Source organism: Frankia sp. Mgl5, from assembly GCF_023242985.1.
Classification (GTDB): domain Bacteria; phylum Actinomycetota; class Actinomycetes; order Frankiales; family Frankiaceae; genus Parafrankia; species Parafrankia soli.
Genome location: NZ_JALKFY010000618.1, coordinates 62,430 through 84,281, shown reverse-complemented (window position 1 = coordinate 84,281; position 21,852 = coordinate 62,430). Strand labels below are relative to the sequence as shown.

The 21,852-nt window shown below is 71.4% G+C and carries 24 protein-coding genes and 1 tRNA gene; 7 read left to right on the top strand and 18 right to left on the bottom strand.

The features are described 5' to 3' along the window. Window positions 1-21: 21 nt before the first annotated feature. The 8 genes from MXD62_RS16575 to MXD62_RS16540 all read right to left on the bottom strand — a co-directional run bounded on the left by MXD62_RS16575 (window position 22) and on the right by MXD62_RS16540 (window position 3,206). The gene (locus MXD62_RS16575) at window positions 22-369 is read right to left on the bottom strand and encodes a hypothetical protein (RefSeq protein WP_248830144.1); all 348 of its coding nucleotides are present in this window, start codon (window positions 367-369) and stop codon (window positions 22-24) included. 84 nt (window positions 370-453) lie between these two features. Continuing rightward, the gene (locus MXD62_RS16570) at window positions 454-837 is read right to left on the bottom strand and encodes a hypothetical protein (RefSeq protein WP_248830143.1); all 384 of its coding nucleotides are present in this window, start codon (window positions 835-837) and stop codon (window positions 454-456) included. Then, window positions 834-1,235: a hypothetical protein gene (locus MXD62_RS16565; RefSeq protein ID WP_248830142.1), complete on the bottom strand. Its 402-nt coding sequence runs from the start codon at window positions 1,233-1,235 to the stop codon at window positions 834-836. The genes MXD62_RS16570 and MXD62_RS16565 overlap by 4 nt, the downstream gene beginning before the upstream one ends. Next, the gene (locus tag MXD62_RS16560; RefSeq protein WP_248830141.1) at window positions 1,232-1,783 is read right to left on the bottom strand and encodes a hypothetical protein; all 552 of its coding nucleotides are present in this window, start codon (window positions 1,781-1,783) and stop codon (window positions 1,232-1,234) included. The genes MXD62_RS16565 and MXD62_RS16560 overlap by 4 nt, the downstream gene beginning before the upstream one ends. Then, window positions 1,780-2,310 (bottom strand): transcriptional regulator, encoded by a 531-nt coding sequence (locus MXD62_RS16555; protein ID WP_248830140.1) that lies wholly within the window; start codon window positions 2,308-2,310, stop codon window positions 1,780-1,782. The genes MXD62_RS16560 and MXD62_RS16555 overlap by 4 nt, the downstream gene beginning before the upstream one ends. Further along, window positions 2,307-2,591, bottom strand: coding sequence for a hypothetical protein (locus tag MXD62_RS16550; protein ID WP_248830139.1), 285 nt, complete (start codon window positions 2,589-2,591; stop codon window positions 2,307-2,309). Before MXD62_RS16550 ends, MXD62_RS16555 begins: the two co-directional genes overlap by 4 nt. A 97-nt stretch (window positions 2,592-2,688) precedes the next feature. Continuing rightward, complete coding sequence (locus MXD62_RS16545) at window positions 2,689-2,958, bottom strand: hypothetical protein (protein ID WP_248830138.1); 270 nt, start codon at window positions 2,956-2,958, stop codon at window positions 2,689-2,691. Window positions 2,959-2,981: 23 nt separating this feature from the next. Then, the gene (locus MXD62_RS16540; protein ID WP_195905889.1) at window positions 2,982-3,206 is read right to left on the bottom strand and encodes a helix-turn-helix domain-containing protein; all 225 of its coding nucleotides are present in this window, start codon (window positions 3,204-3,206) and stop codon (window positions 2,982-2,984) included. Between the two features lie 157 nt (window positions 3,207-3,363). Between MXD62_RS16540 and MXD62_RS16535 the strand changes: the two genes are divergently transcribed. Then, window positions 3,364-3,852, top strand: coding sequence for a helix-turn-helix transcriptional regulator (locus MXD62_RS16535; protein WP_248830137.1), 489 nt, complete (start codon window positions 3,364-3,366; stop codon window positions 3,850-3,852). 155 nt (window positions 3,853-4,007) lie between these two features. Further along, window positions 4,008-5,411: a helix-turn-helix transcriptional regulator gene (locus tag MXD62_RS16530; RefSeq protein WP_248830136.1), complete on the top strand. Its 1,404-nt coding sequence runs from the start codon at window positions 4,008-4,010 to the stop codon at window positions 5,409-5,411. A 238-nt stretch (window positions 5,412-5,649) separates the two neighbouring features. On the opposite strand, the gene MXD62_RS16525 is transcribed toward MXD62_RS16530, so the two are convergent. The 3 genes from MXD62_RS16525 to MXD62_RS16515 form a co-directional block, all read right to left on the bottom strand. Then, window positions 5,650-6,153, bottom strand: a complete 504-nt coding sequence (locus MXD62_RS16525; RefSeq protein ID WP_248830135.1) for a hypothetical protein — start codon at window positions 6,151-6,153, stop codon at window positions 5,650-5,652. 67 nt (window positions 6,154-6,220) lie between these two features. Then, window positions 6,221-6,502 carry a hypothetical protein gene (locus tag MXD62_RS16520; RefSeq protein WP_248830134.1) on the bottom strand — a complete coding sequence of 94 codons (282 nt, stop codon included), beginning with the start codon at window positions 6,500-6,502 and terminating at the stop codon, window positions 6,221-6,223. Between the two features lie 75 nt (window positions 6,503-6,577). After that, complete coding sequence (locus MXD62_RS16515) at window positions 6,578-6,763, bottom strand: hypothetical protein (protein ID WP_248830133.1); 186 nt, start codon at window positions 6,761-6,763, stop codon at window positions 6,578-6,580. 331 nt (window positions 6,764-7,094) lie between these two features. Here MXD62_RS16515 and MXD62_RS16510 point away from each other — a divergent pair, with 331 nt between their 5' ends. Continuing rightward, complete coding sequence (locus MXD62_RS16510; protein ID WP_248830132.1) at window positions 7,095-7,271, top strand: hypothetical protein; 177 nt, start codon at window positions 7,095-7,097, stop codon at window positions 7,269-7,271. A 1-nt stretch (window position 7,272) separates the two neighbouring features. On the opposite strand, the gene MXD62_RS16505 is transcribed toward MXD62_RS16510, so the two are convergent. The 3 genes from MXD62_RS16505 to MXD62_RS16495 form a co-directional block, all read right to left on the bottom strand. Then, window positions 7,273-8,349 carry a tyrosine-type recombinase/integrase gene (locus MXD62_RS16505; protein ID WP_248830131.1) on the bottom strand — a complete coding sequence of 359 codons (1,077 nt, stop codon included), beginning with the start codon at window positions 8,347-8,349 and terminating at the stop codon, window positions 7,273-7,275. Window positions 8,350-8,504: 155 nt separating this feature from the next. Then, a tRNA-Val gene (locus MXD62_RS16500) sits at window positions 8,505-8,576 on the bottom strand. Window positions 8,577-9,388: 812 nt separating this feature from the next. Next, entirely contained in the window at window positions 9,389-9,847 is a 459-nt protein-coding gene (locus tag MXD62_RS16495; RefSeq protein WP_020459470.1) for a peroxiredoxin, read from the bottom strand. A gap of 542 nt (window positions 9,848-10,389) precedes the next feature. Between MXD62_RS16495 and MXD62_RS16490 the strand changes: the two genes are divergently transcribed. Next, the gene (locus MXD62_RS16490) at window positions 10,390-11,115 is read left to right on the top strand and encodes a DUF4234 domain-containing protein (protein ID WP_248830130.1); all 726 of its coding nucleotides are present in this window, start codon (window positions 10,390-10,392) and stop codon (window positions 11,113-11,115) included. Between the two features lie 227 nt (window positions 11,116-11,342). On the opposite strand, the gene MXD62_RS16485 is transcribed toward MXD62_RS16490, so the two are convergent. After that, on the bottom strand, window positions 11,343-11,780 hold the full coding sequence (locus MXD62_RS16485; protein WP_020459468.1) for a DUF3052 domain-containing protein: 438 nt from the start codon (window positions 11,778-11,780) through the stop codon (window positions 11,343-11,345). Between the two features lie 414 nt (window positions 11,781-12,194). Continuing rightward, window positions 12,195-12,599: a YjbQ family protein gene (locus MXD62_RS16480; protein WP_235013747.1), complete on the bottom strand. Its 405-nt coding sequence runs from the start codon at window positions 12,597-12,599 to the stop codon at window positions 12,195-12,197. Between the two features lie 326 nt (window positions 12,600-12,925). Here MXD62_RS16480 and aceE point away from each other — a divergent pair, with 326 nt between their 5' ends. After that, window positions 12,926-15,760, top strand: coding sequence for a pyruvate dehydrogenase (acetyl-transferring), homodimeric type (gene aceE, locus MXD62_RS16475; RefSeq protein WP_308301269.1), 2,835 nt, complete (start codon window positions 12,926-12,928; stop codon window positions 15,758-15,760). Window positions 15,761-16,473: 713 nt separating this feature from the next. Beyond that, the gene (locus MXD62_RS16470; protein WP_248830129.1) at window positions 16,474-17,313 is read left to right on the top strand and encodes a hypothetical protein; all 840 of its coding nucleotides are present in this window, start codon (window positions 16,474-16,476) and stop codon (window positions 17,311-17,313) included. Between the two features lie 46 nt (window positions 17,314-17,359). On the opposite strand, the gene MXD62_RS16465 is transcribed toward MXD62_RS16470, so the two are convergent. Both MXD62_RS16465 and MXD62_RS16460 read right to left on the bottom strand, forming a co-directional pair. Next, window positions 17,360-18,961: a phosphatase PAP2 family protein gene (locus MXD62_RS16465; protein WP_248830195.1), complete on the bottom strand. Its 1,602-nt coding sequence runs from the start codon at window positions 18,959-18,961 to the stop codon at window positions 17,360-17,362. Between the two features lie 468 nt (window positions 18,962-19,429). Beyond that, on the bottom strand, window positions 19,430-19,783 hold the full coding sequence (locus tag MXD62_RS16460) for a DUF5999 family protein (protein WP_241831410.1): 354 nt from the start codon (window positions 19,781-19,783) through the stop codon (window positions 19,430-19,432). 345 nt (window positions 19,784-20,128) lie between these two features. Here MXD62_RS16460 and MXD62_RS16455 point away from each other — a divergent pair, with 345 nt between their 5' ends. Next, entirely contained in the window at window positions 20,129-21,835 is a 1,707-nt protein-coding gene (locus MXD62_RS16455; RefSeq protein ID WP_248830128.1) for a glycosyltransferase family 2 protein, read from the top strand. The last annotated feature ends 17 nt before the right edge of the window (window positions 21,836-21,852 follow it).

Here is a 21,852-nt window from a genome sequence, read left to right as displayed (position 1 = left end):
GCCGCGGTGGGCCGGCGGGTCTTAGGTCCGCGGCCGCCGATATCGGTCGGGGTCGTGGCAGGTGGCGAAGTGGGTGTCCCAGCGGCCGCACGGGAAGCCGGGCGGCGGGTTGACCCGCGCGATCCGCGCGCCCCCGTCGCGGTAGATCCCGACCGCGCCATCTGGGCGGGGCGTGGCGACCAGCGGGATCCACTTCGGGTCCTTCGGGTCCTCGGTCAGCGCCCACAGCAGCTCGACGCCGTCGGCGTCGCAGGTCGTGGGATGGCTGGCGATCCCGGTCCGCCAGCGGTACGCGCGCAGGTCGCGCAGCCGCCGGCGGACGTCCTCATCCATCAGCAGCAGCTCACGCAGCGGCAGCACGTCATCCATCTGCGGACGCTCCCGCGGGGATCCCGGGCCCGCCACGGCCGCGCCCGGCGGCCAGCCGCCCGTCCGCGACGGGCCCGGGGGCTGTCACGCTGCGGCCAGGTGCGGGTTGGTGATCCGCTCGTAGCACCACAACGTCAGGTCGAGCCCGGGGACAGGCACGCGGAGACTGACGAGCTGCCCCCACTGGCCGGCGGCGAGCCGGACGGGCGTGCCGATCTCGAGCTCGGCCGCGTCCCACACCGACCACAGCGACCGGAGCCGGACCGCGGCGGGCGGGAGCTTGCCCGCAGGCTCGACGTGCACGCTGATCGCGCCGGTCGGACCGACCGCGATCGTGCCCACGCCGAGGATGTGCCCGAGCTCGCACCAGTCCGCGGCCATCCGCAGCGCCTCGGCCTGGATCGCCAGGCTGCGGACGCTCTGCGCGATGGCCGGGCCGTCCGTCCAGTGCGATCCGAGGCCGGTCACCGGGCACCCCTGATCTTGAGTGCGACCGTGTCGTGATCGATGTCGATCTCGAACGGCGGCGGCTCCGGGACCAGGGCCAGCAGCACCGGGCCGACGGTCATCGCCATGGCGACGATCCGCCTCGGCTCGGCGCCGGCCGCGCCGGCGGCCAGGACCAGGCGGGACCAGTGGTCCATCCGGTCCGGGGAGTCGGGCGTGAGCGCGGCGACGTGGGCGGCGAGCTGGTCCGGGTCCTGGATCGGGCTCAGGGCCAAGGCGAGCAGTGCCCGACGCCGGCCATCTCGGTCCGCCTCGGCGGGGACGACCATCGGCATCTGCCCGGAGGGTGTGTCGTGCGTCGAGGTGCCGGCGGGCCGCTCGGAGCCCGCGGCCGGCGTCATCCAGCTGGCGGGCGTCATGCGCTCACCGCGTGGACGGTCTGGATGGTGCGGTCGCGTCCGGCGGGGGTGATCGCCCAGACGGGGCGGTCGTGGAGGGTGCTCTGCACGACCAGGCCGGCCGTGGCCTGGCAGGTCAGCCAGGCCAGGACCTGCCGGGTCTGGATGGCCAGCGACCGGGCGATCGCGGCCGGCGAGATGACGTCCGCGTGCCTGCCGCTCGTCGCCCGCTCGGAAAGGTGCGCGGCGATCGCCGGCCAGGCCTCGGCGTCGGTGAGGTCACGGTCGCGCAGCGCCTGGGCGTGCGCCTGGCCGGCGGAGGTGATCCGCCAGTGAACGGTCCCCCCGGTGGAGCGGTGGGCCAGGAGACCGTCCGCGTACAGGGTGCCGAGTCGGGCCTCCAGTTCGGCGGTCGCGACGGCGTAGCCGGGGGCGGAGAGGCGGCGGGCGATGCCGTGCACCGTCGGGCCCTGCCCCCGGTACGCGATCGCGGCCGAGGTGGCGTTCGTGATCGCGTCCCAGAGCTCGGCCTCGGGCACGGCGGCCATCGGCCGCTTTGACGTGCTCATCGCTTCCAGCCGATCGCGTTACCGAGCTCGATCTCGAGGTCGGCGAGCTTGGGGATGTCGTGCAGGACACCCCACTCGTTCATCAGGTCCAGCGCGCCGCCGGGCGTGGTGCTGAGAACCGCGGCGATGTGGACCATGTCGGAGATGCGGACGGAGAGGACGAGCCCGTTCCAGTCCCCCCGGATCCGGCAGATGAGCGTCGCCCACCGGCGGAGCGCGTCCGCCTCGGGCGGGGCGGAGTGCAACGCCACGAGATTGAGGACGATCCGCGGCCGGGGCGTTGTCAGCGTCTCGGCGCCCGCGAGGAACACGCTGACCGGGACGCCGAAGAACTCGGCGATCTCCGCCAAACGCTCGACGGTGACCATGCGGTCGCCGCGCTCGTACGAGCCGATCACTACAGTTTTGATCTTGCCGGCGGACTTCTTCTCGACATCAGCCAGGCTCAGACCCTGCTGCGTGCGGACCATGCGGATCCGTTCGCCCACGAGCCGGGCGTGATCACGTCGCCGAAGCTCGGGGGTCATCGGGCCACCACCGGCACCGCGTCGCGGGCCAGCACGGCCAGGCCGGCGGGAGCGTCGGGCACGAGCTGGACGAGCAGCGGGTCGACCACCGCGGCCAGGGCCGCGAGCTCGTCGACGTCGGCGGCGCGCAGCGCCTGCGTGAGCTGGGCCCACAGCGTGAGGCGACCCGCCGTGTCCGGGGCGAGACGGCGCACTTCGGCCGTCACCACCGCCACCGGCAACCGGCTCGCCTGCGTCGCCAGCAACAGCAGGTGCCGCCTTCGGGTGTCCTGTACCTTCATGAACGGTTCCTCTCGGAGGTCGTCGAGGGCGTTTGTGAGGGGCCAACTCCGGTGATCCCGTCCGGTCTGGCCCCCCGTGTGCAGGCCGGACGGGTGATCACGGCGCCGTGGACCTGCGCCGCGACACGCGCGCCGCGGCCGAGGCCTTCCCGAGCGCTGCGAAGTGCGCCTTGCGCAGGTGCGCGGCGATCCGCGCGATCTCCTCAGCCGACGCATCCGGGTGCAGCTCCATCGCCTTGCGGGTGAAGCTGCTCAGGAACGCGGACCGCGCTGGCGCGGAGATCGACGCAGCCGACGGCGCCGTCGCCGCACGCATGTGACCGGCACGCACCGCCCGGAGGTGGCGCTCGGCCGGCGTCTCGGCCATCTGCGGAGGCACTCGACCCGATGTCACGGCGTGTCCGAGCTGGTGGTGCCCGTGGGAGTGGCAGTCACCGGACCGATGTGCTCTTCGATCGCGCGGAGGAATCGCGGCGAGATCGTGCGTACTCGTCCACGTTCGATCTTGGAGAGCCAACCCTGGTCGACACCGGCACGCGTCGCCAGCTCGGTTTGGGTCAAGCGGCAGGAGACCCGCTTGGACCGGATCTCGTCGCCGCTCACCTCGATGGTCATCGTTCGCGACATGAGCGACATGATGTCGACTCATGAAGTCTCATGTCAACTCAAGCGATGCCAAAGATCACACGACGAGGGACCGCCTGCGCGACACCACGCCAATGGGCCACCATGGGCTCCACTCGATATGAGTTCTCATGAGTGAATGGGCACGATGGATCTCACCGATGAGCAGGCAGCACACCTTGGACGGGCCATCCGTGCCTACCGAACGAAGACGCTGCGTATCAGCCAACTCGAGGCTGCGAAGCGTGCGCAGCTCAGCATCGCCACCATCGGCCGGATTGAACGAGGCGAGAGCCAGTCCGTCACCGACGACACGATCGCAGGCGTAGAGGAGGCGTTGGACTGGCAGGAAGGCTCCGCCGAGCTCGTCGCACTCGGCGGTGACCCGATCCCGAAAGATCATCCGCGAGCGGTGGTCCAAGAGTTCCGAGACTCGACCGGAACGATCCGACACAGGGTCAGCGTGGATCACGAGACCGGCGAGACCCTGCCAGTCGAGGCGCTGGCCGGGCAGATCGCCGCGTCAGGCGCCGAGGAGATACGGGTACTGACGCGCCTACTCAGCATCGAGGCACCGCGGCGCGCGTATGTGATTGCGATCCTCGATCGCATTCTCGATCTTGTAGACAGCGTCTGAGCCCTGCCCTGGCGAGGCATCCCCTCGCGGCGGGGCCAGATGTCGGGAAGCTCGTGACTCGCGGTCACGCTCCGGCTATGGTCTGATGCGCTCACACAACGCATCCGAGTACGCACGCCACACGCCCTCGACATCACGCCCGGAGGACCACCGGGATGGACGCCGCCCCCTCACCCCTCGCCCAGCTCGGCGCGGAGTTATGCCGCCGCCGTACTGACGCGGGGCTCACCCAGGACGCGCTTGCCACCGCCGCCGGCTTCCCGAAGGCGCGTTCGGCCATCAGCAGATGCGAACGCGAGAAGGAGCCACTGTCCGACAGGTTCGCCCAGTTGGTCGACGAGGCGCTCGGCGCCGGCGGAGAGATCGTCAGACTTTGCCGCGTAGTCGAAGCCGAAAAGCTGCGCCAGGCCGCCGACAAGCTGTCCCCTGCGGCGAGCCCTCCTACCCTCTCCGAGCGCCAGCCAACATCGGCAATCGCCACGCTTGATCGACTAGACCAAAGCCCAGGGTTCCAGGCACTCTCAGAGGAGCGCTCCCCTGCGGCCGAGGAGGACACCACGGACCGGAGACAGCTCCTTCAAACCGGCGGCCTCGCAACCGGATTCATTTTCGCTACGGGCGCCTCAGCGTCTGCACTCTCCGAGCGACTCGCCCGAGCCGATCCCATCCCTAAGACGCTCCGAGAGATCGGCGTCGACCTGCGCCGAATCGCCGAGACCTACAACACGACACCCAGGCTAGCGCTGGTCCCGCATCTCGAGGCCGGGTGGATCCGCGTACAGAAGCTGCTCGACACTCGAGTCTCCCCGCAGGTGCGTCGGCAGCTCACCGGACAGGCCGGCTGGTATTCGTACTACATCGCCACGCTTGCCTTCGACTTGGGCCAGGACTCGGTCGCCCATGCCCATCTCCCCATCGCCGCGCATCACGCCGAGGAGGCGGGAGACCGGCTACTAGCCGGATCGGTCGCTTCCATGGAGTGGGCCTTGGCTCACTTTGGCGGCGATTACATCGGAGCGATGAACATCGCGGCATCGGCCCGGGCCAATGCCGATCCCTACATCTTCCCCACGCTCGCAGCGAACGAAGCGCAGTCCGCCGCGAAGGCGCGCCGACCGACCCAGGCTCGCTCTGCGCTCGAGGACATGTGGGATCACATCCTGGTGGATGTAGCCGTTCCAGGTCCACTCACCCTCGACGAGCAGAACGCCCACGCTGCCAGTGCTTCTGTGTATGCAGCACTCGGCGATGGGGTGGCGGCCGAATCGCACGCACGCAACTCGCTTCGGCTACTCGCAGGAACCGGCCAGTTTGGAGAGATGGGAGGTACGTATAACGCGCTGGCCCGCTCATTCCTGCGCCGGAAGAATCCTGACCCTGAGCAGGCCGCCGACGCGGCAGGAAGAGCCCTCGGCGCTATCGAGCATCGGCCCGTGCGGTGGGTGATTCGACCGGTGGATGATCTGTGGCAACGGATGAACGCAGGCTGGGGCACCCTTCCCGCTGTCGCCGAATTGGGCCACCAGCTCGCCCTACACCGCAGCGCCGCCCTCGGGTAGCGTGCCGGGCCACTGACGGCCGAGGCCCCGCCGCGACGCTGCGGCAGGGCCTCGGGGTGTGGGCGGGCCAGTGGAGGCCTCACGCCAGTGGGGAAGGGTCAGGCGTCCGTGTCGCTACCGGGGCAGAGGCCGCCACCCTGCTTCTGGTGCTTGTTGAATTTGCCGTCCCTGACACCGGCACGCTGACCGCAGGTAGGACAGGTGGCGGCATCGGCCGATAACGGGATGATGGAGTCTTTCACATTGCCTCCAGCCATTGATAATCCTGTTCCGGTCGCGGGGTGCGGCCGGCCGGGAGTGTCTGCAGGAAGTACAGGTGACAGGCATTCCTGCGGTGGAACTCGATGTTCATTCCGTACTTGTGGAAGCTGTTTTCAGCGGACAGCGCTCGCACGGCAGCGACCTCAGGGTTTCCGCTGTTGAGGATCAGCGCCCGTAGGTACTGTTCAACGTCGCGGGTGCGAACCTTGCCACCGGACAGCTCGAGGGCGGGCAGTGGGACCGGGGTCGGCGGCTCGCCCTCGACAATCGTCTCGGGCTGCGTGTGGTTGTCGCCGCCGGGCGGCGCCGAGGAAACAATGTTGGCGTAAAGGGAGCCGCCGGACGCGAACGTGAGGATCAGACCGTACGGACCAGCGCCTTTAAATCCCGCCTCCGCGAAGGTTTTGACCTCGCGAATCACTCCGCCCCCGCTGACCGGAATGAGCGCTTCGAGGAAGGGTTCGAATCGCTGGACACGCATGGGCTCTCCTTGCATTGCGGACGGTCGTCGATGTCGTCAGGATATCGGCGCCTCCTGGCGATCTCGGCTAGTGGTCGAAGAGGTTGTCGTACAGCCCCTGGCGGATCTCGGCGAGGAACCGCTCCCAGGCCTGCGCGGGCACGATGAGGTCGGGCCCGCGGCCGCAGCGCAGGATCACGGCCTGGCGGACCGCGCCGACAGCGAGGACGTCGGCGTCCGGCGTCGTGGCCTGCAGCCACTCGACCGGACCCGGCGACCCGGGCCCGGCGCCGGGGTCACTCCAGCCCTTCAGGTCACTCGGCGGGTCAGGTGTCGCGGTTTCCTGCGTCGGCGGGCTGTGACCGTCCACGGTCTGTCTCCCTCGTTGGTGGAGTGGTCCGCGCCGAACCCGAAGCGTGTGGTGGCGCCGCGGGCCCGGCGCGCGTCATGCGGCCAGGAACGGAACGACGAACCAGGTGCCGGGCTCGCCCTGGCGCTCGGTCCAGGCCTGCGCGGCTCGCCGGGTGCTGAACCAGTGGTTCGCCGAGGCGGGTGCGCCGTTGGCCATCCGAACCACGGTGAACAGCGCTGGTGTGGGCGGGCGGTGGGCTCCCCCGTCACAGGTGCCCACCCGAACCCGCCGCCGTGCGCGGCGTCGTCGTGGTCGGTTGCTGTCCACCGGTCACACCCCCGTGTCGTCGTTCCGTCCGGCGAGATCAGCTCACCGCGTTCGGGCGCCGGTGCCTAGTACGTGAGAGCTGGTCACCTACATGTGCGCTCACGCCGTCACATGTGACGGCCAGCACGCACAGAGAACGAACAGGGCAACTCATTTGAATACGCATAGTCATGCTTCACACAACAACCACCCAGAACCCACCACTGTGCGTCTGTCTGGCCTGCTCGGAGAGTTAGTTTTCGTGTTGACAAGATGATCAATTGCGATCCGGGGGGTACCACGAGTGCTGGTCGAGACAGAGGACGTCTGGGGCGTCGAGGAACGCGAGGGGGACCTAGTCCTGCTCGTCCGGCGGGCGGCCCTCGCCGAGGCCGATCTCCGTGCCCTGCGGGCGGTCCTGGCGCCTGTCGTCGGACGCATCGTCACCCGCCGGACGCGTCCGGGCCGCCGGGCCTCGTGACTCAGAAGCGGTCAGCGAGGCCGAGTCGGGCGTGGGCGTTGCGGGCGCGGCGACGCTGGCCGGCCGCGCCGTAGCGCTCAACCATCTCGTGACTGGTCCATCCGGCATGGATCATGAGGGCGCCGCGGTCGCCGCCGTTGTCGAGCCAGTCGTCGGCGAGCTTGCGGCGGAACTCGTGCCAGTGGGTGCCGGGCCGGCCGATGAGCAGGCCGCGGCGTTCGATGAGCTGCCCGAGGCCCGAGTGGGTGAGGGGGGCCGTGCCGGTCTCGTTAAGCCAGAACGCGCCGGTCTGGTCCGCGTAGGGCTTTCCGGCGCGTAGGCGCTGGTACCGGCCCAGGCTCAGGGCGGTGGTGCGCCCGATGCCGGGGATCCGCTGTTTGCCGCCCTTGCCGGTGACCTTGATCGTGCGCAGGTGGAGATCGACGTCGGCAACCGTCATGCCGGCGACCTCCGCACGGCGTGCGCCGAGGTCGAGGAACGTTCTGATCATGGCCTGGTCTCGGACGGCGACGAACCGGGCGCGCTCGTCGAACTTGGGATTGCCGGTCTTCACCGCCGTGCACGAGGCGAGCAGCGCGTGGACGTGGTCGTCGGTGAGCTCGGCCGGGATCCGCTGGTCGACCTTCGGTGCCTTGATGCGTTCCATCGGGCTGCGGTCGATGTCCTCCTCGTCGAGGAGGTAGGCCATCCACTGTTGCAGCGCGCGGAAGACCTGGTTGGCGTAGGCCTGGCCGGGGCCGGTCGGGCAGCGTGGGGTCGGGGTGGTCCGGAACGCGACGAGGAAGGCCTCGACGTGCTGACGGGTGATCTCCTCGGGCCCGGCCGGGCGGCGCAGCGCGGGCCGGCCGGCGCTGTCGACGGCGCCCTCGGCCGGGGTCTCCTCGAGGGCCAGGAGCCAGGCGACGAACAGCCGGCCGGCATGGAGGTAGATCCGGCGCGTGTTCGGTTTCCGGTCGGCGGACTCGAGGGACAGGTCCCAGTTGATCAGGAGCAGGTTCCACATCGGATCTGCGACGGTCGGGCCGTGGGACAGGGGTCCGCCCGGCGGGCGGGGCGTGGTGGTGATCGTCGAGGACACGGGGCGGGAGCATAGGAAGAGCCCGGCACCGTGGCAACCTCGTGATCTTGCTGAATTAATCGCTGTGGGAGCGCAGAGCCCGGAGCCCCTTGACGGGACATGATCGGGATTAATAGGGTCCGTGGCTGTTCAGCCGCTGTGTGGAGAGGGGTGGGTGGGCGCGGCAGGGATCGAACCTGCGACCACTCGCTTGTAAGGCGAGCGCTCTCCCGCTGAGCTACGCGCCCGGGGTGGATGCCCAGCCTACGCAGGCATCGTCCGTCCGGTGGCACGGCCGATCGCCGGATCGGCGAGGTGACCGTGCCCGGTCGCAACGTTAGCGGATGATCCCGGATCGTGGGTCAGGAAACCGGGCGCGGTCGCCCGAACATGCGGGCGAGGGCTGCGTCCACATCGGCGGCGAGGTCGCCGCTGAGGGCACGCTCAGGCCCCTCCGCGGCTGGTTCCCCGCCATGACGTCCCGCGGAGGCGTTGGGAGTGTCCGTGGCGGCCGGCGCGCCCCTGGCGGAGCCTGCGGCCGGCGGGCGCAGAGCACCGGTTGTGGTCTCTGGCACGTCGGAGGCGGTCCGCGACGGTTCGGGGATGAGTGAGGACAGTCCGGGCGTGGCTGAGAACGGTTCGCGAGCCGATGAGGGCGGTTCAGGGGCTGGCGAGCGCCCGTCGGGCTGCTGTTCGGAGGATTTCCGCGCGCCGCAGGCCCGGCAGAACACCGTGCCGAGGGCCTTCGCCAGGTGGGTCGAGGCGCAGCGGTCGCAGCGGTCAAGGATCTTCTCCCACTCCGGGGAGGGGCTGCAGGTCGGGCAGACCAGGACCTGTTCGCCGCCGACGACCGCGCGTTGCCAGGGGCTCGCGCCCCGGACTGGGTCGGTCTGTCGCGCACTGCAGCGGAAACACGGCATGAGGTTCCCCGTCTTCGAAGACCGGCGGCGCACGTCGCCCGTGCCATGCCACGCCGGGACCCCCGCGAGGTGTTCCCTGACTCGGGAACACCTCGCGGGGGTCCGACGGGCGAGGCGACCCGGCCCGCCGCTCGCCGGGACTACAGCGAGGCGAGGGCCTTGAGGTACTCGGCCTGGTCGCGTGCGTCCGGAATGTTGTTGACGACCTTCCAGCGCACCTTGCCCTCCTTGTCGATGATGAAGGTTCCGCGGAGGGAGATGCCCTTCTCCTCGTTGAAGACCCCGTAGGCCTTCGCCACCTCGCCGTGCGGCCAGAAGTCGGCCAGCAGCGGGAACTCGTAGCCCTGCTGGTCGGCCCAGACCTTGTGCGCGAAGGAGGAGTCGACGGAGATGGCCAGCACCTGCACGTCGTCGTTCTGGAAGGAGGCCAGGTCGTCCCGGACGGAGCACAGCTCGCCCTGGCAGACGCCGGTGAAGGTCAGCGGGTAGAACAGGAGCACCACGTTGCGGCGGCCCCGGAAGTCGGACAGGGTGACGACCTCGTTGTTCTGGTCCTTCAACGAGAAGTCGGGGGCGACGGCTCCGACGTCGACGGTCACGAGCTCTTCCTCTCGATTGCGGTTGGTTTTCGCGTCCTGCGGTGCTGTTCGACCTCTCGGTCTTCGCGACCTGTCGGTCCTCTCCGCCAGCATGCCACCGTCGGCCGCGGCCTTGCGCTCCGGCTGCGGCCGGTGTGCCGGATCCCGCGGGCAGGCCGGGGCGGTGGGCAGCGGCGGCGCTACGACGCGGATGCGATGGTGAACAGGATGAGCACACAGGGGGAACACATCGGGGCGCGTACTCGGCGACGGCACTCGAAGATGTAGGGACCCGAAACGACTCCAAGACGTGCCCGGCCGGCCGCGGATGGCACTTTTCCGGTCAGCGAAGCCACAGGAAGGCGCGGGAGCCGGTTTCCGGGACTCCGGTGCCCTAGTCTGACCGGTCAACGACCGCGGCGAGCTAGTCGTGCCGGACAACGACAGAGGTGACCGGGCGGAGTGTGCTTTTTCCGGCCGTTGCCCCGGCTCGCGGCCACGCCGCGGACGGGGCCGCACAGTGGCGCGTCGGGCGTCCCGCGGATGCCGACAGCAGGGAGGTCGTGACCACCTTGACCGATCACATGCCGCCGTCCGGCCCACCTGGCTGGGGACCGGGCGGCCACGGAAGCCCCGGCGGACAGCCGCCCGGGCCCGGCGGTGCCTTCGGATCGTTCCCGGACGGCCCTCCTGGAGCACCGCCCGGAGGCCCGCGCGGGTTCGCCGGCGCGGCCGGGCCGGCGGGTGCGCCCGGTCCGACCCCGGGTGGTCCGGGCGGCTACCCGCCGTTCCCCCGGGAGGGTGCGAATCCCTACCCGCCCCATCCCGGGGCCGGGCAGACCTATCCCGTGCCGCCCGGGTACGGGCCGCCGCCGGCCGGTGTGCCGCCGGTCGGAGCCGGCGTCCTCGGGAAACGGCGCAATCCGTTCGGGGTGTGGCTCGGCCTTCCGCTGATCACTCTCGGGATCTACGGGTTCGTCTGGGTGTACAAGACCAACAAAGAGCTTGCCGCCTACAACTCGCGGATCAAGGTCAACCCTACGCTGTCGCTGCTGGCCTTCCTGATCGGCTGGGTGCTGATCGTCCCGCCGTTCGTGGCGGCGTGGCGGCTGGGGACGCGGACAGCGGAGGCGCAGCGCGCCGCGGGCCTGCCGGAGATCAGCCCGGGGATCGCGTTCCTGTTGTGGCTGATCGGCGGTGGGCCGCTCTATCTCCAGTTCGAGATCAACAAGATCTGGAACCGCTACCCCGGCGCGGTCGAAGGCCAGCAGGTGCCGCTGAGCCGCTGAGCCGCACGGCGCAGCGGACGAGAAACGGGGCACCGCGGGCTGTGACGGCCCGCGGTGCCGTACCGCTGATCATTCAAGCGCGGATGCCGGCCGGCCGGGCGGCACACGGACCTGGCCCTGGGCATGGTGGAAGAACCGTCGGCAAGCACGTCACGCCGATCGGTTGCGACCCCGACTGGGGAGATCGCCGCCGCTGAGGCCTCGGACGCGCGCGGGCGCCCGGGGCCTCAGCGGTGACGGACCCGCTGGGACTTCGGGGCGGCCAGCCGCATTCCGGCCCATTCGGCCGCGACGCTGACGGTGCTGGTCTGGACGAGGCCGGCGGTCGGCACGGCGTCCAGGACGTCGCTGGGCTCGACGTGGCCGTCACGGCCAGCCTTCGGGGTAAGCAGCCAGATCACGCCGTCCTCGGACAACTGCCTACGCGCGTCGATGAGGGCGTTGGCAAGATCACCGTCATCCTCGCGCCACCAGAGGAGCACGACGTCTACCACGTCGTCGGAGTCCTCCGGGACGAGGTCGGTGCCACTCGAGGTCGTGACCGCGTCCAGGAGATCCTGGGCGATGTCGTCGTCCTCGTTGAGCGACTGGACCAAGGTGCCGGCCATGACTCCCAGACGTTCCGCACGGCGCTGACCCTCGGCGTTCGCCGCGGTCGGACTCACCCTCCGCTACCTCCTGCTCGTCTACACGACGCTCCGCGGTCGCGAGGCGCCCCGGTCGTGGGCGGACCGGTTCGGCGACGATCCGCTCGCGCGACCCGCCGTGGGCCTAGTCCACCGGACCATGCGGTGGGTGCGCAAGTGCCACGCCGGGGGTTGTGGACAAGCAGGGGGATGCCGGCCGTTCCACAACGATCTCCGCTGACACAATCTCGCTACCCTGGGGCCGCCTCGTCAACCCGTCGTACGAAACCCGCCGACATGATCCCACCATCAGTCCAACCTGCGGGTATGTGATGTCGGACGTCTCCTGGCCGTTCCGATGATCCCAGGTCCGGCGCCGGGGTGGGCGCACTGGCCGGACTTTGCCCGCCAGGCCGGGCTGACCGGGCCGGTCGACGGAGCCGACCGGCCCGGTCAGCCCGGCAGGAAGGAGAACCGGACGGTCCGCTCGGGGTTGTCCACATTGAGGTCGACAAGCGCCACCGACTGCCAGGTACCGAGCGCGAGCCGCCCGTCCAGGACGGGAACGGTCAGGGACGGCGGGATGATGGCTGGCATCACGTGTGAGCGGCCATGCCCGGGCGAGCCGTGGGCGTGCCGCCAGCGGTCGTCGGCGGGCAGCAGGGCGGCCAGGGCGGCGAGGAGGTCGTCGTCGCTGCCGGCGCCCAGCTCGAGGATGGCCACGCCCGCCGTCGCGTGCGGGATGAAGACGGACAGCAGCCCGTCGCCCCGGCCGGCGACGAACTCGGCCGCCGGCTCGGTGAGGTCGACGACCCGTTCGTCGCGCCCCGTCCGCACCGTCATCGTCTTCGTCTCCACGGTGGCGTCCCTCCCTCGGCGGGCGTCCACAACTCGGGCGCACGTATCCCCAACCATCCCGCACCTGCCGGTGCGACCGCCCGCACGCCACCCCGACGCCTGGGTGGCCGCCCGGGTCCGAGGGCTGCGTCCAGGTGCTGGTCAGACGGCCGTCGCGGCGTGTTCACCGGCGCGCCACCACCTCGGGGACAGACCGCGAACAACCGCGTGTGCCGATCCAGTTTCCCTACCGCACAGTAGGCAGGGCGTACGTGACGGCCGTGTCGAGACGGAGCACGATAGTGAGAGGGCATCGGCACAGGAGCTAACGAAGAGCAGGAGTAGGCGTGGCGCAGGACACAACGCGGAAGTTCTCGGTCATCACCGACGGGCTCCCGAGCCAGTTGCCGGACATCGATCCGTCCGAAACCAGCGAATGGCTCGAGTCGCTCGACGCGGTGATCGAGGAGTCCGGGCGAGGCCGGGCACGGTTCCTCATGCTCAAACTCCTCGAACGGGCACGCGAGAAGGCGGTCGGGGTACCGGGCCTGACCAGCACCGACTTCATCAACACGATCCCCCCCGAGCAGGAACCCTGGTTCCCGGGGGACGAGCACGTCGAACGGCGGATCCGGGCGTACATCCGGTGGAACGCCGCCATCATGGTCAGCCGCGCGAACCGTCCGGAATATAATGTCGGCGGCCATATCGCCACATATGCCTCAAGTGCGAGCCTGTACGAGGTCGGCTTCAATCATTTCTTCCGGGGCAAGGACCACCTGACCTCCTCCCCCGGCAGCGATTCCGGGGACCAGATCTTCATCCAGGGGCACGCCTCCCCCGGCATCTACGCCCGCGCGTTCCTCGAGGGCCGTCTCACCGAGGCGCAGCTGGACGCGTTCCGCCGCGAGGGTGAGCCGGGCGGCCTGTCGTCCTACCCGCACCCGCGGCTGATGCCGGACTTCTGGGAGTTCCCGACGGTGTCGATGGGCCTCGGCCCGATCGACGCCATCTACCAGGCGCGGTTCAACCGCTACCTGCTCAACCGCCAGATCAAGGACACCTCCCGCAGCAAGGTGTGGGCGTTCCTCGGCGACGGCGAGATGGACGAGCCGGAGTCGATCGGCGCCCTCGGGGTCGCCGCCCGCGAGGAGCTCGACAACCTCATCTTCGTGGTGAACTGCAACCTGCAGCGCCTCGACGGGCCGGTCCGCGGCAACGGCAAGATCATGCAGGAGCTGGAGTCGCTGTTCCGCGGCGCCGGCTGGAACGTCATCAAGGTCGTCTGGGGCCGCGACTGGGACCCGCTGCTCGCCAAGGACACCGACGGCGTCCTCGTCCACCGGATGAACACCACACCCGACGGCCAGTTCCAGACCTACTCGACCTCGTCGGGCGACTACATCCGGGAGCACTTCTTCGGTGCCGACGCCCGGCTGCGCCGGATGGTCGCCAACCTGGCCGACGAGGATCTCAGCAAGCTCTCCCGCGGCGGGCACGACTACCGCAAGCTGTACGCGGCCTACAAGGCGGCCACGGAGCATGCCGGTCAGCCCACCGTGATCCTCGCCCACACGATCAAGGGCTGGACGCTGGGCAAGGACTTCGAGGGCCGCAACGCCACGCACCAGATGAAGAAGCTCACCAAGACCGAGCTCAAGGAGCTGCGCGACCGGCTCTACCTGGAGATCCCCGACTCGGCGCTGGACGGCAACCTCCCGCCGTACTACCGCCCGGGGCCGGACTCCGAGGAGATCCAGTACATGCGGGAACGCCGGGCGGGGCTCGGCGGGTCGATCCCGCGCCGCGTGGTGCGGGCCCGCACCCTCCCCCAGCCGCCGAAGTCGATCTTCGACGAGCTGCGGCGGGGCTCGGGCAAGCAGCCGGTGGCCACGACGATGGCCATCGTCCGGCTACTCAAGGACCTGATGAAGACCAAGGAGATGGGCGCCCGGTTCGTGCCCGTCATCCCGGACGAGGCGCGCACGTTCGGCATGGACGCGATGTTCCCCACGGCGAAGATCTACTCGCCGCACGGGCAGCGCTACGAGGCCGTCGACCGGGAGCTGCTGCTCTCCTACCGGGAGTCCGAGTCCGGCCAGATGCTGCACGAGGGCATCAGCGAGGCCGGTTCGATGGGCTCGGTGATCGCCGCCGCGACGGCGTACTCCACCCACGGCCAGCACATGATCCCGGTGTACGTCTTCTACTCGATGTTCGGCTTCCAGCGGACCGGCGACCAGATGTGGGCGCTCGGCGACCAGCTCGGCCGGGCCTTCCTGCTCGGCGCCACCGCGGGGCGCACGACCCTGAACGGCGAGGGCCTGCAGCACCAGGACGGCCACTCGCTGCTGCTGGCGTCCACGAACCCGGCGTGCGTGTCGTACGACCCGGCGTTCGCGTTCGAGATCTCCCACATCGTCCGCGACGCGCTCGACCGGATGTACGGCGAGCGGAACGAGAACGTCTTCTACTACCTGACCGTCTACAACGAGCCGGTCCCGCAGCCGGCCGAGCCGGCCGGGGTCGACCCGGCCCAGATCATCGCCGGCATGTACCGGTTCCGTACCGCCGACGCGCTCACCGGCGGCGAGGGAACGCCCGCCAGGCCGGTCGAGGGTGGGGCCGCCGAGAGCTCCACCACGGCGCAGGCGCAGCTCCTGGCCAGCGGTACCGGCATGCGCTGGGCGCTGGCCGCCCAGGAGATGCTGGCGGCCGACTACGGCATCGCCGCCGACGTGTGGTCGGTGACCTCGTGGAACGAGCTGCGCCGGGAGGCGCTGGTGTGCGAGCGGCGCAACCTGCTCAACCCCGAGCAGCCGCCGGCCGTGCCCTACGTCAGCCAGATCCTGGACGGCGCGCCGGGCCCGGTCGTCGCGGTCTCGGACTGGATGCGCGCCGTCCCCGACCAGATCTCGCGGTGGGTGCCGCAGCAGTACACCTCGCTGGGCACCGACGGTTTCGGCCGCTCCGACACCCGGGCGGCCCTGCGGCGCCACTTCAACGTCGACGCCGAGTCCGTGGTCGTGGCGACCCTGGAGGCGCTGGCACGAACGGGTGATGTCGAGCAGGCCACGGTGGACGACGCCATCCGCCGGTACGGGCTGCGCAAGGACGGCGCCGGCGAGGCCGCTCTCGGCAGCGGCGCCGTGGAGGAGGACGACCAGCCGGTCTCCGGCTGACCGGGCGCGGCCGGTCAGCCGGCCGCGGCCTCAGCGGCCTGCCCGGTCCACCGCGGCGCCCGGTCCACCGCGGCTGGACAGGCCCGTGGCAGCGGCTGGGAGCGGCCTGTGGCGGCCGCCGGACCTGGCCCGCGGGGCTTCCGAGACACTCGGGGCCCCGCGGGCACCGGTGGCGGACGTGCCGCCCGCGACACGGCGTGACGACGTTCGCCACACTCGACACCACTGTGCGTAACCGAATGTGGCGCTAACTCTTCGTGTTCACGGAGCTCCGGCCGCGCACCGGCTACCATCTGTACTCCAACGGTGCCACCAGCACAGCACTCCGTGTGACAAGCTGTCACCGGCAATCGGTTCCGGATCGTCACCGGCGACACTATTGTCTCGGGAGTGACATCCACGGCCGACGGCCAGGCGACGCTGTCGCGCGTCGGCCAAGGGTCGGCCAACCGCTGCGGGACGTCCCCCACGGCGCACGGCACCGTGCCGCGGCACCGGCCCGTCGAGGGCAGGAGCGTGGCCGGCGTCGCGTGGCCGGAACGCGGAGCATCCGGTTCGCGGAGCCCGCGGCCGTCCGGTGATCCGGACGGCGCTCGGTGGGCCCCGTCGCGACCTGGTCGCCACGAGATCGAGGAGGAGCACGTGACGCGTGTCCCGAGGACCACCGGTCCGGCCGCCACCATGGCGGCCACCCGCCAGCCGGGCCGGCAGGCATGATCCTCCGGGCCCGCCGCATCGAGCGGCTGGAGGAGCATCCGAACCTCCGCGGGATCCTCGGCATCCTGGCGCAACTCGTACACACCTCCGACAGCGAGCTGGTGGCACTGGCCTCGCTGTGGCGCAACTCCGGTCAGCTCGCCTCGGCCCGGGACAAGGCGCTCGCCCCCGACTCCCCGCTGATCGTCGAGGTCCTGGCGGCCTTCGACGCCCTCTCCGCCATCTACGCGGATGATCTGGCCGGGGCGGAGTACGTCACGCTCGACCCCACGATCACCGCGACCGCGCTGCGCGCGATGCGCGACGCGCTCGCCGGCGCCTACGCGAAGCCGATCCTGAACCGCTCCGAGTACACGGCGCTGCTGCGGCCGTGGCGCACCGTGTACCCGCGGGTCCGCTCGCACGAGCCGGATCTGGGCCCGGCCGCCGCCGACGTGAAACGGGTGCTGGCCACACTGCCGCGGCTGGCCCGCCGCTGCCACGACCAGGCCAGCCTCGAGGTCTTCGACGGCCTGCTCACGACCGTGCTCACCCGCGACGACGACGCCCACCAGATCGCGATGGAGCGGGCCTTCGACAGCGCCGTCCTGACCGGGCGACGGCGGGTGTGGACGCTGGTCCGCCGCAGCGCCGCCGAGGGGTTCTGGCGGCTGTGCCCGGCCTGCCGCCGGCTCGCCACGGCGCCGGACTCGTCCTCGGACGAGCGGGTCATGGAGCTGTGCGCCGACCTGGCCTGCGCGCTGCTCGTCGAGGACCTGCTCGACCCCGAGGTCTTCGCCCGGCTCACCACCCCACTACGCGCGCTGGTGCCGCTCCAGAGCCCTCCCGGGGACTGACCGGGCACCCGGTTCCGCCCCGGGGCACCGCCGCCGTCGTCCGGGTCTACTCGGGCCGGTAGACGATGAGACGGGCGCCGCTCGTCGTGACCGCGATCCGGCGGATCCCCTCGGTCACCTCGCCGTCGCTGGCGAACGGCAGCGGGGACGGCTGGTTGGAGGAGATCCGCACCCGTTCCACCGTCCGCTGCTCGTAGACCCGTGACCGGCCGAGACGTCCGGTCAGCACCGCGCCGACGAGGCGGAGCCGGGCCAGCGGCGCGGTCGCGTCGACGACCCGCAGGTCGAGCAGGCTCTCGTCGAGGCGGGTCCGGTATGTCGGGGCGAACCCGTCGGGCAGGTAGCGGCCGTTGCCGACGAAGACGAGCCAGACCCGGCGGGTGACGCCGTCTATCTCGACGTCGAACGGCGGGTCGCTCCACAGCACCCAGCTCAGCGCGATGATCATCGCCGGCCACTTGCCGATCCGGCGCTCGAAACGCTCCCGGATGCCGACCATGTCCGGGTAGCCGCCGAGGCTGGCGGTGTTCACGAAGATCCGGCTGAACCGGGAGTCGGCCGCGCCGATGCCGTCGACCCTGCCGACGTCCACCGCGACGGCCGTGCCCTCGCGGACCGCCTTGATCGTGTCGCCGGCGCTGTTCAGGCCGACGTCGGCGGCGAAGTGGTTGAGGGTGCCGGCCGGGAACACCGCGAGCGGAAGGCCCCGGGCGAGCGCGGCCGCGGCCGCGGCGTTGACCGTCCCGTCGCCGCCGGCGACGCCGAGGACCCGGCTGTGCGCGGCGACGCGGTCCAGGGCCTCGGCGACGTCCTGGTCGGGGTCGACCTCGACGACCTGCGCACCGGGCAGGTCGGCACGCAGGACGGCGACGAGCTCGGCGTGGTGACCGGCGCCGGACCGGGCGTTGACGACCACGCCCAGGCCCGTCCCGTCCGGCAGGGCCGGGGCCCAGGCGGACGCCGGCCGGGCCCGCGCCGGCGACCAGGGGCGCCGCGGCATCACCTTCGTCGTCAGCAGCCCGGCGCCGATGCCGAGCGCGGCGCCGGCCACCACATCGCCCGGGTAGTGGGCACCGACGTAGACCCGGGAGAAGGCGACCGCGGACGCCAGAGCGACCACAGGGACGGCCGCCGCGGGCGCGTCGAGCGCGACACCGGTGGCGAAGGCGGCCGCCGAGGCCGAGTGCCCCGACGGGAACGAGAAGGTCGTCAGGTCACGGCGCAGCCGGCGCAACGGCGGGATGCCGTGTGTCGGCGGCCGGCCCCGGCGGAACAGGAGCTTGGCCGGGCCGTTGGCGACGGCGCTGGCGACGCCCAGGGCGAGCAGGCCGCGCATCGCCGCCGGGCGGCGGCGGCCCTTCGTCGCGCCCAGCGCGCCCGCCACCCCCCACCAGAGCATGCCGTGGTCGGCCGCGTGGGAGAGCCGGGGCAGCAGCGGGTCCACCAGCGGCCGGGCGCCGGCGATGGCGGAGAACATCGCGCGGTCGACCGTGATGAAGGTGTGCACGAAACGCCGGCCGATCGCGACGTCGTGCCGGACGAGCAGGCGGGCCAGGTCGCCGACGCGGGGCAGATCGCTCACGCCGACCAGGTCGCGGGAACGGTCACGGGTGCGGGAACGGTGAACGGGCCGCGGAATCCGCCGCATGGACGTCACGCCGGAACCGTACCCGTTCGTCCCGTACGCGGGCGGGCGCGCGCGGCGATCCGCCGGGGAAGGCGGAACGCCGGGTCAGGGCAGCGGGTCGGGTCCGGGCGGGTCGGGACACCGGGTCGGGACACCGGGTCGGGGCGAGGTTCCGGGTTGGCGCATGGTGGCCCGCGACGTGGTCCTCCCACGGCCGGGAGGACCACGTTCAGGTGATTCGCACAGGCCGGACCGGCATCAGTACGTCGTCAGCCTGGTCCGCCGTGCCGGCGCGCGGAGCGGCCCGGTGACCCCCCGCGCCGCCGTCCCAGCGGCGCCCGCGGCGCATCCGCGGCGCACACGGCACCGCTCACAGGTGCCGGTCGTGCCCCCCCGGTACCGGCCCCCGGACCAGGGCAAAACCCCGGCCCGGGCCGGACGGTGCCGGGGCACGCCGCACCGCCCAGCCGGGCGGCGGGACGTGGCGGGTCAGACCGGTGTCGGCGCGGCGACCGCCCCTCGACGCGGCGCGGGCGGCCGGGGTACGCACCCGGGCCTCGGCAACGGTCGCCGCGGCTCCACGGTGCGGCCGGTGGGCAGGATCTCCCCCGTGTCCTCGAAGAGGATCACCCCGTTGCAGAGCAGACTCCAGCCCTGGTCGCAGTGTCTGCTGGTGACTCTCGCCGCGTCGTGGTCGGCGCTGTCGGCCGTCGGGCAGGGCGGACTGTGCGGACACCTCCGCCGCGCGACGGGGGAGGCGGAGGCGGGGTCGCCGGACGGCTCCGCCTCTGTGGTGGGCGCCGGCAGGGCCGGGGCCAGGTTGAAAACACTTCCTTGGTGCACGAGCACCAGAGGCTACGCCTCTCCGTTAGGCACGTCACACGGGGGCGCCCGTGCGCCCACCGGCGTGTCACGCCGTACGCGGCCAGCCGGGGGCGGGTGTGGGCGTCCGGTAGGCCGGGGTGTATCTCCCCGTGGCCGTAGGCCAGGGCCGCTGCCCGGCGCTCACGCATATGGGTAGATTGCAGCCCGACGCCGAGCGTTCGACCTGCTCGGACCGGAGGATTGGTCCGAGCCGACAGGCGGGGCCCGCTTCGTCGATCGATCGTCGCGGCCGGGCCGGTCCGGGATGCGGACCATCAAGTTCGGCCCGGCGCACGTCTGCTCCTGGCCTGTGGGGGGTCACGCATGGTGAACGACTCGCGCACCACCGGCGGTCCGCTGCCGGAGACCGCCGGCCCGCTCGCCGCCGGCGGCCTCCACGGCGCCCGCGCCGATGTAGCCGTCGCCGGCATCGCTGTCACCGGCACCACTGTCACCGGCACCGCCGTCGCCGACTCCGCCGATGACGGTGATCCCGCCGACCGCCTCGACGTCTCCGTCGTCATGCCGTGCCTGAACGAGGCCGAGTCGGTCGGCGTCTGCGTCCGCAAGGCGCTGGCCGGGCTGGCCGCCGCCGGAGTCGCCGGCGAGGTCGTCGTCGTCGACAACGGTTCGACCGACGGCTCCGCGGCGGTGGCGACCGCGGCCGGCGCGCGCGTCGTCGCCGAGTCACGGCGTGGCTACGGCAACGCCTATCTCGCCGGCTTCGCCGCCGCGCACGGCCGGTTCCTGGTCATGGGCGACTCCGACGACACCTACGACTTCGCCGACCTCGGCGCGCTGCTCGCCCCGCTGCGCGCCGGGCGCGCCGACTACGTGCTGGGTTCCCGGTTCGCCGGTGAGATCCTGCCCGGCGCCATGCCCTGGCTGCACCGATACGTCGGCAACCCGCTCCTCACCGGCATCCTCAACCGCCTGTTCGACGTCCGCTCGTCCGACGCCCACTCCGGGATGCGGGCCTTCACCAGGGACGCCTACCGGCGGATGCGGCTGCGCTGCGAGGGCATGGAGCTCGCCTCCGAGCTCGTCATCGCCGCCCGTCGAGCCGAGCTGCGGATCGAGGAGGTGCCGATCACCTACCACCCGCGGGTCGGGGCGTCGAAGCTCCACTCACTGCGGGACGGCTGGCGCCACCTGCGGTTCATGCTGCTGCTGGCGCCCAGGCACCTGTTCGTCCTGCCGGGTCTGGTCCTGTTCGGGCTGGGCACAGCCGGCCAGCTGGCGCTCCTGCCCGGTTCGCTCGATGTCGGGTTCCACCGACTCGACCTGCACTTCTCCGTGCTGTTCGCGCTGATCGCGATCCTCGGTTGGCAGTTGGTGCTTCTCGGTGTCTTCGCCGACGTCCACAACCATGCCGCGGGGTGGCAGGAGCGCCGCCGCTGGCCGCTGACGTCGATCCACCGGCGTTTCACGCTCGAGCGGGGCCTGGCGGCCGGCGGGATCCTGTTCACCGTCGGCTTCGCGATCGACTGCGTCATACTCGCCCGATGGCTGGCGAACTCGATGGGGCCTCTCAACGAGCTGCGCCCCGCCCTGCTCGCCATGTCGCTGATGGTGCTCGGCGCGCAGACCGCCTTCGGGTCGTTCTTCCTGCGGCTGGTGACGGCCGGGCCGAGCGGCGGCCACCGCCGGGCCGGCTGGGCACCCGCGACCGAACCCGCCGTCTCAGCCGCGGCCACCGGCGCGTCGCCATCCGCGGTCTCGCCGTCCTCAGCGTCGCCATCCTCAGCGTCGCCGGATTCGTCGTCCTCAGCGTCGCCGGCCGATCCCCCGCCGGCCGCGGCCCCGCCGGCCGCGAGGCCGGTGGCGGCCGAGCCGGACGACGACGCGGCGGCCGGTGACCGCGCCCCCGGGCCGGTCGGGGCGCCGGGCCCGGTCGGGACGCCGACGCCAGACGGCGGAGCCGGTCCGGCTACCCGCACGGGCCCGGAAAGTCATGAGAACGACGAGGATGCGGCGTTCCTCGCCGCGCCCGCACCTGTCCTCGGTGGAATTCCCGCCCACCAGCACTGACCACTCCGATCGGGTCT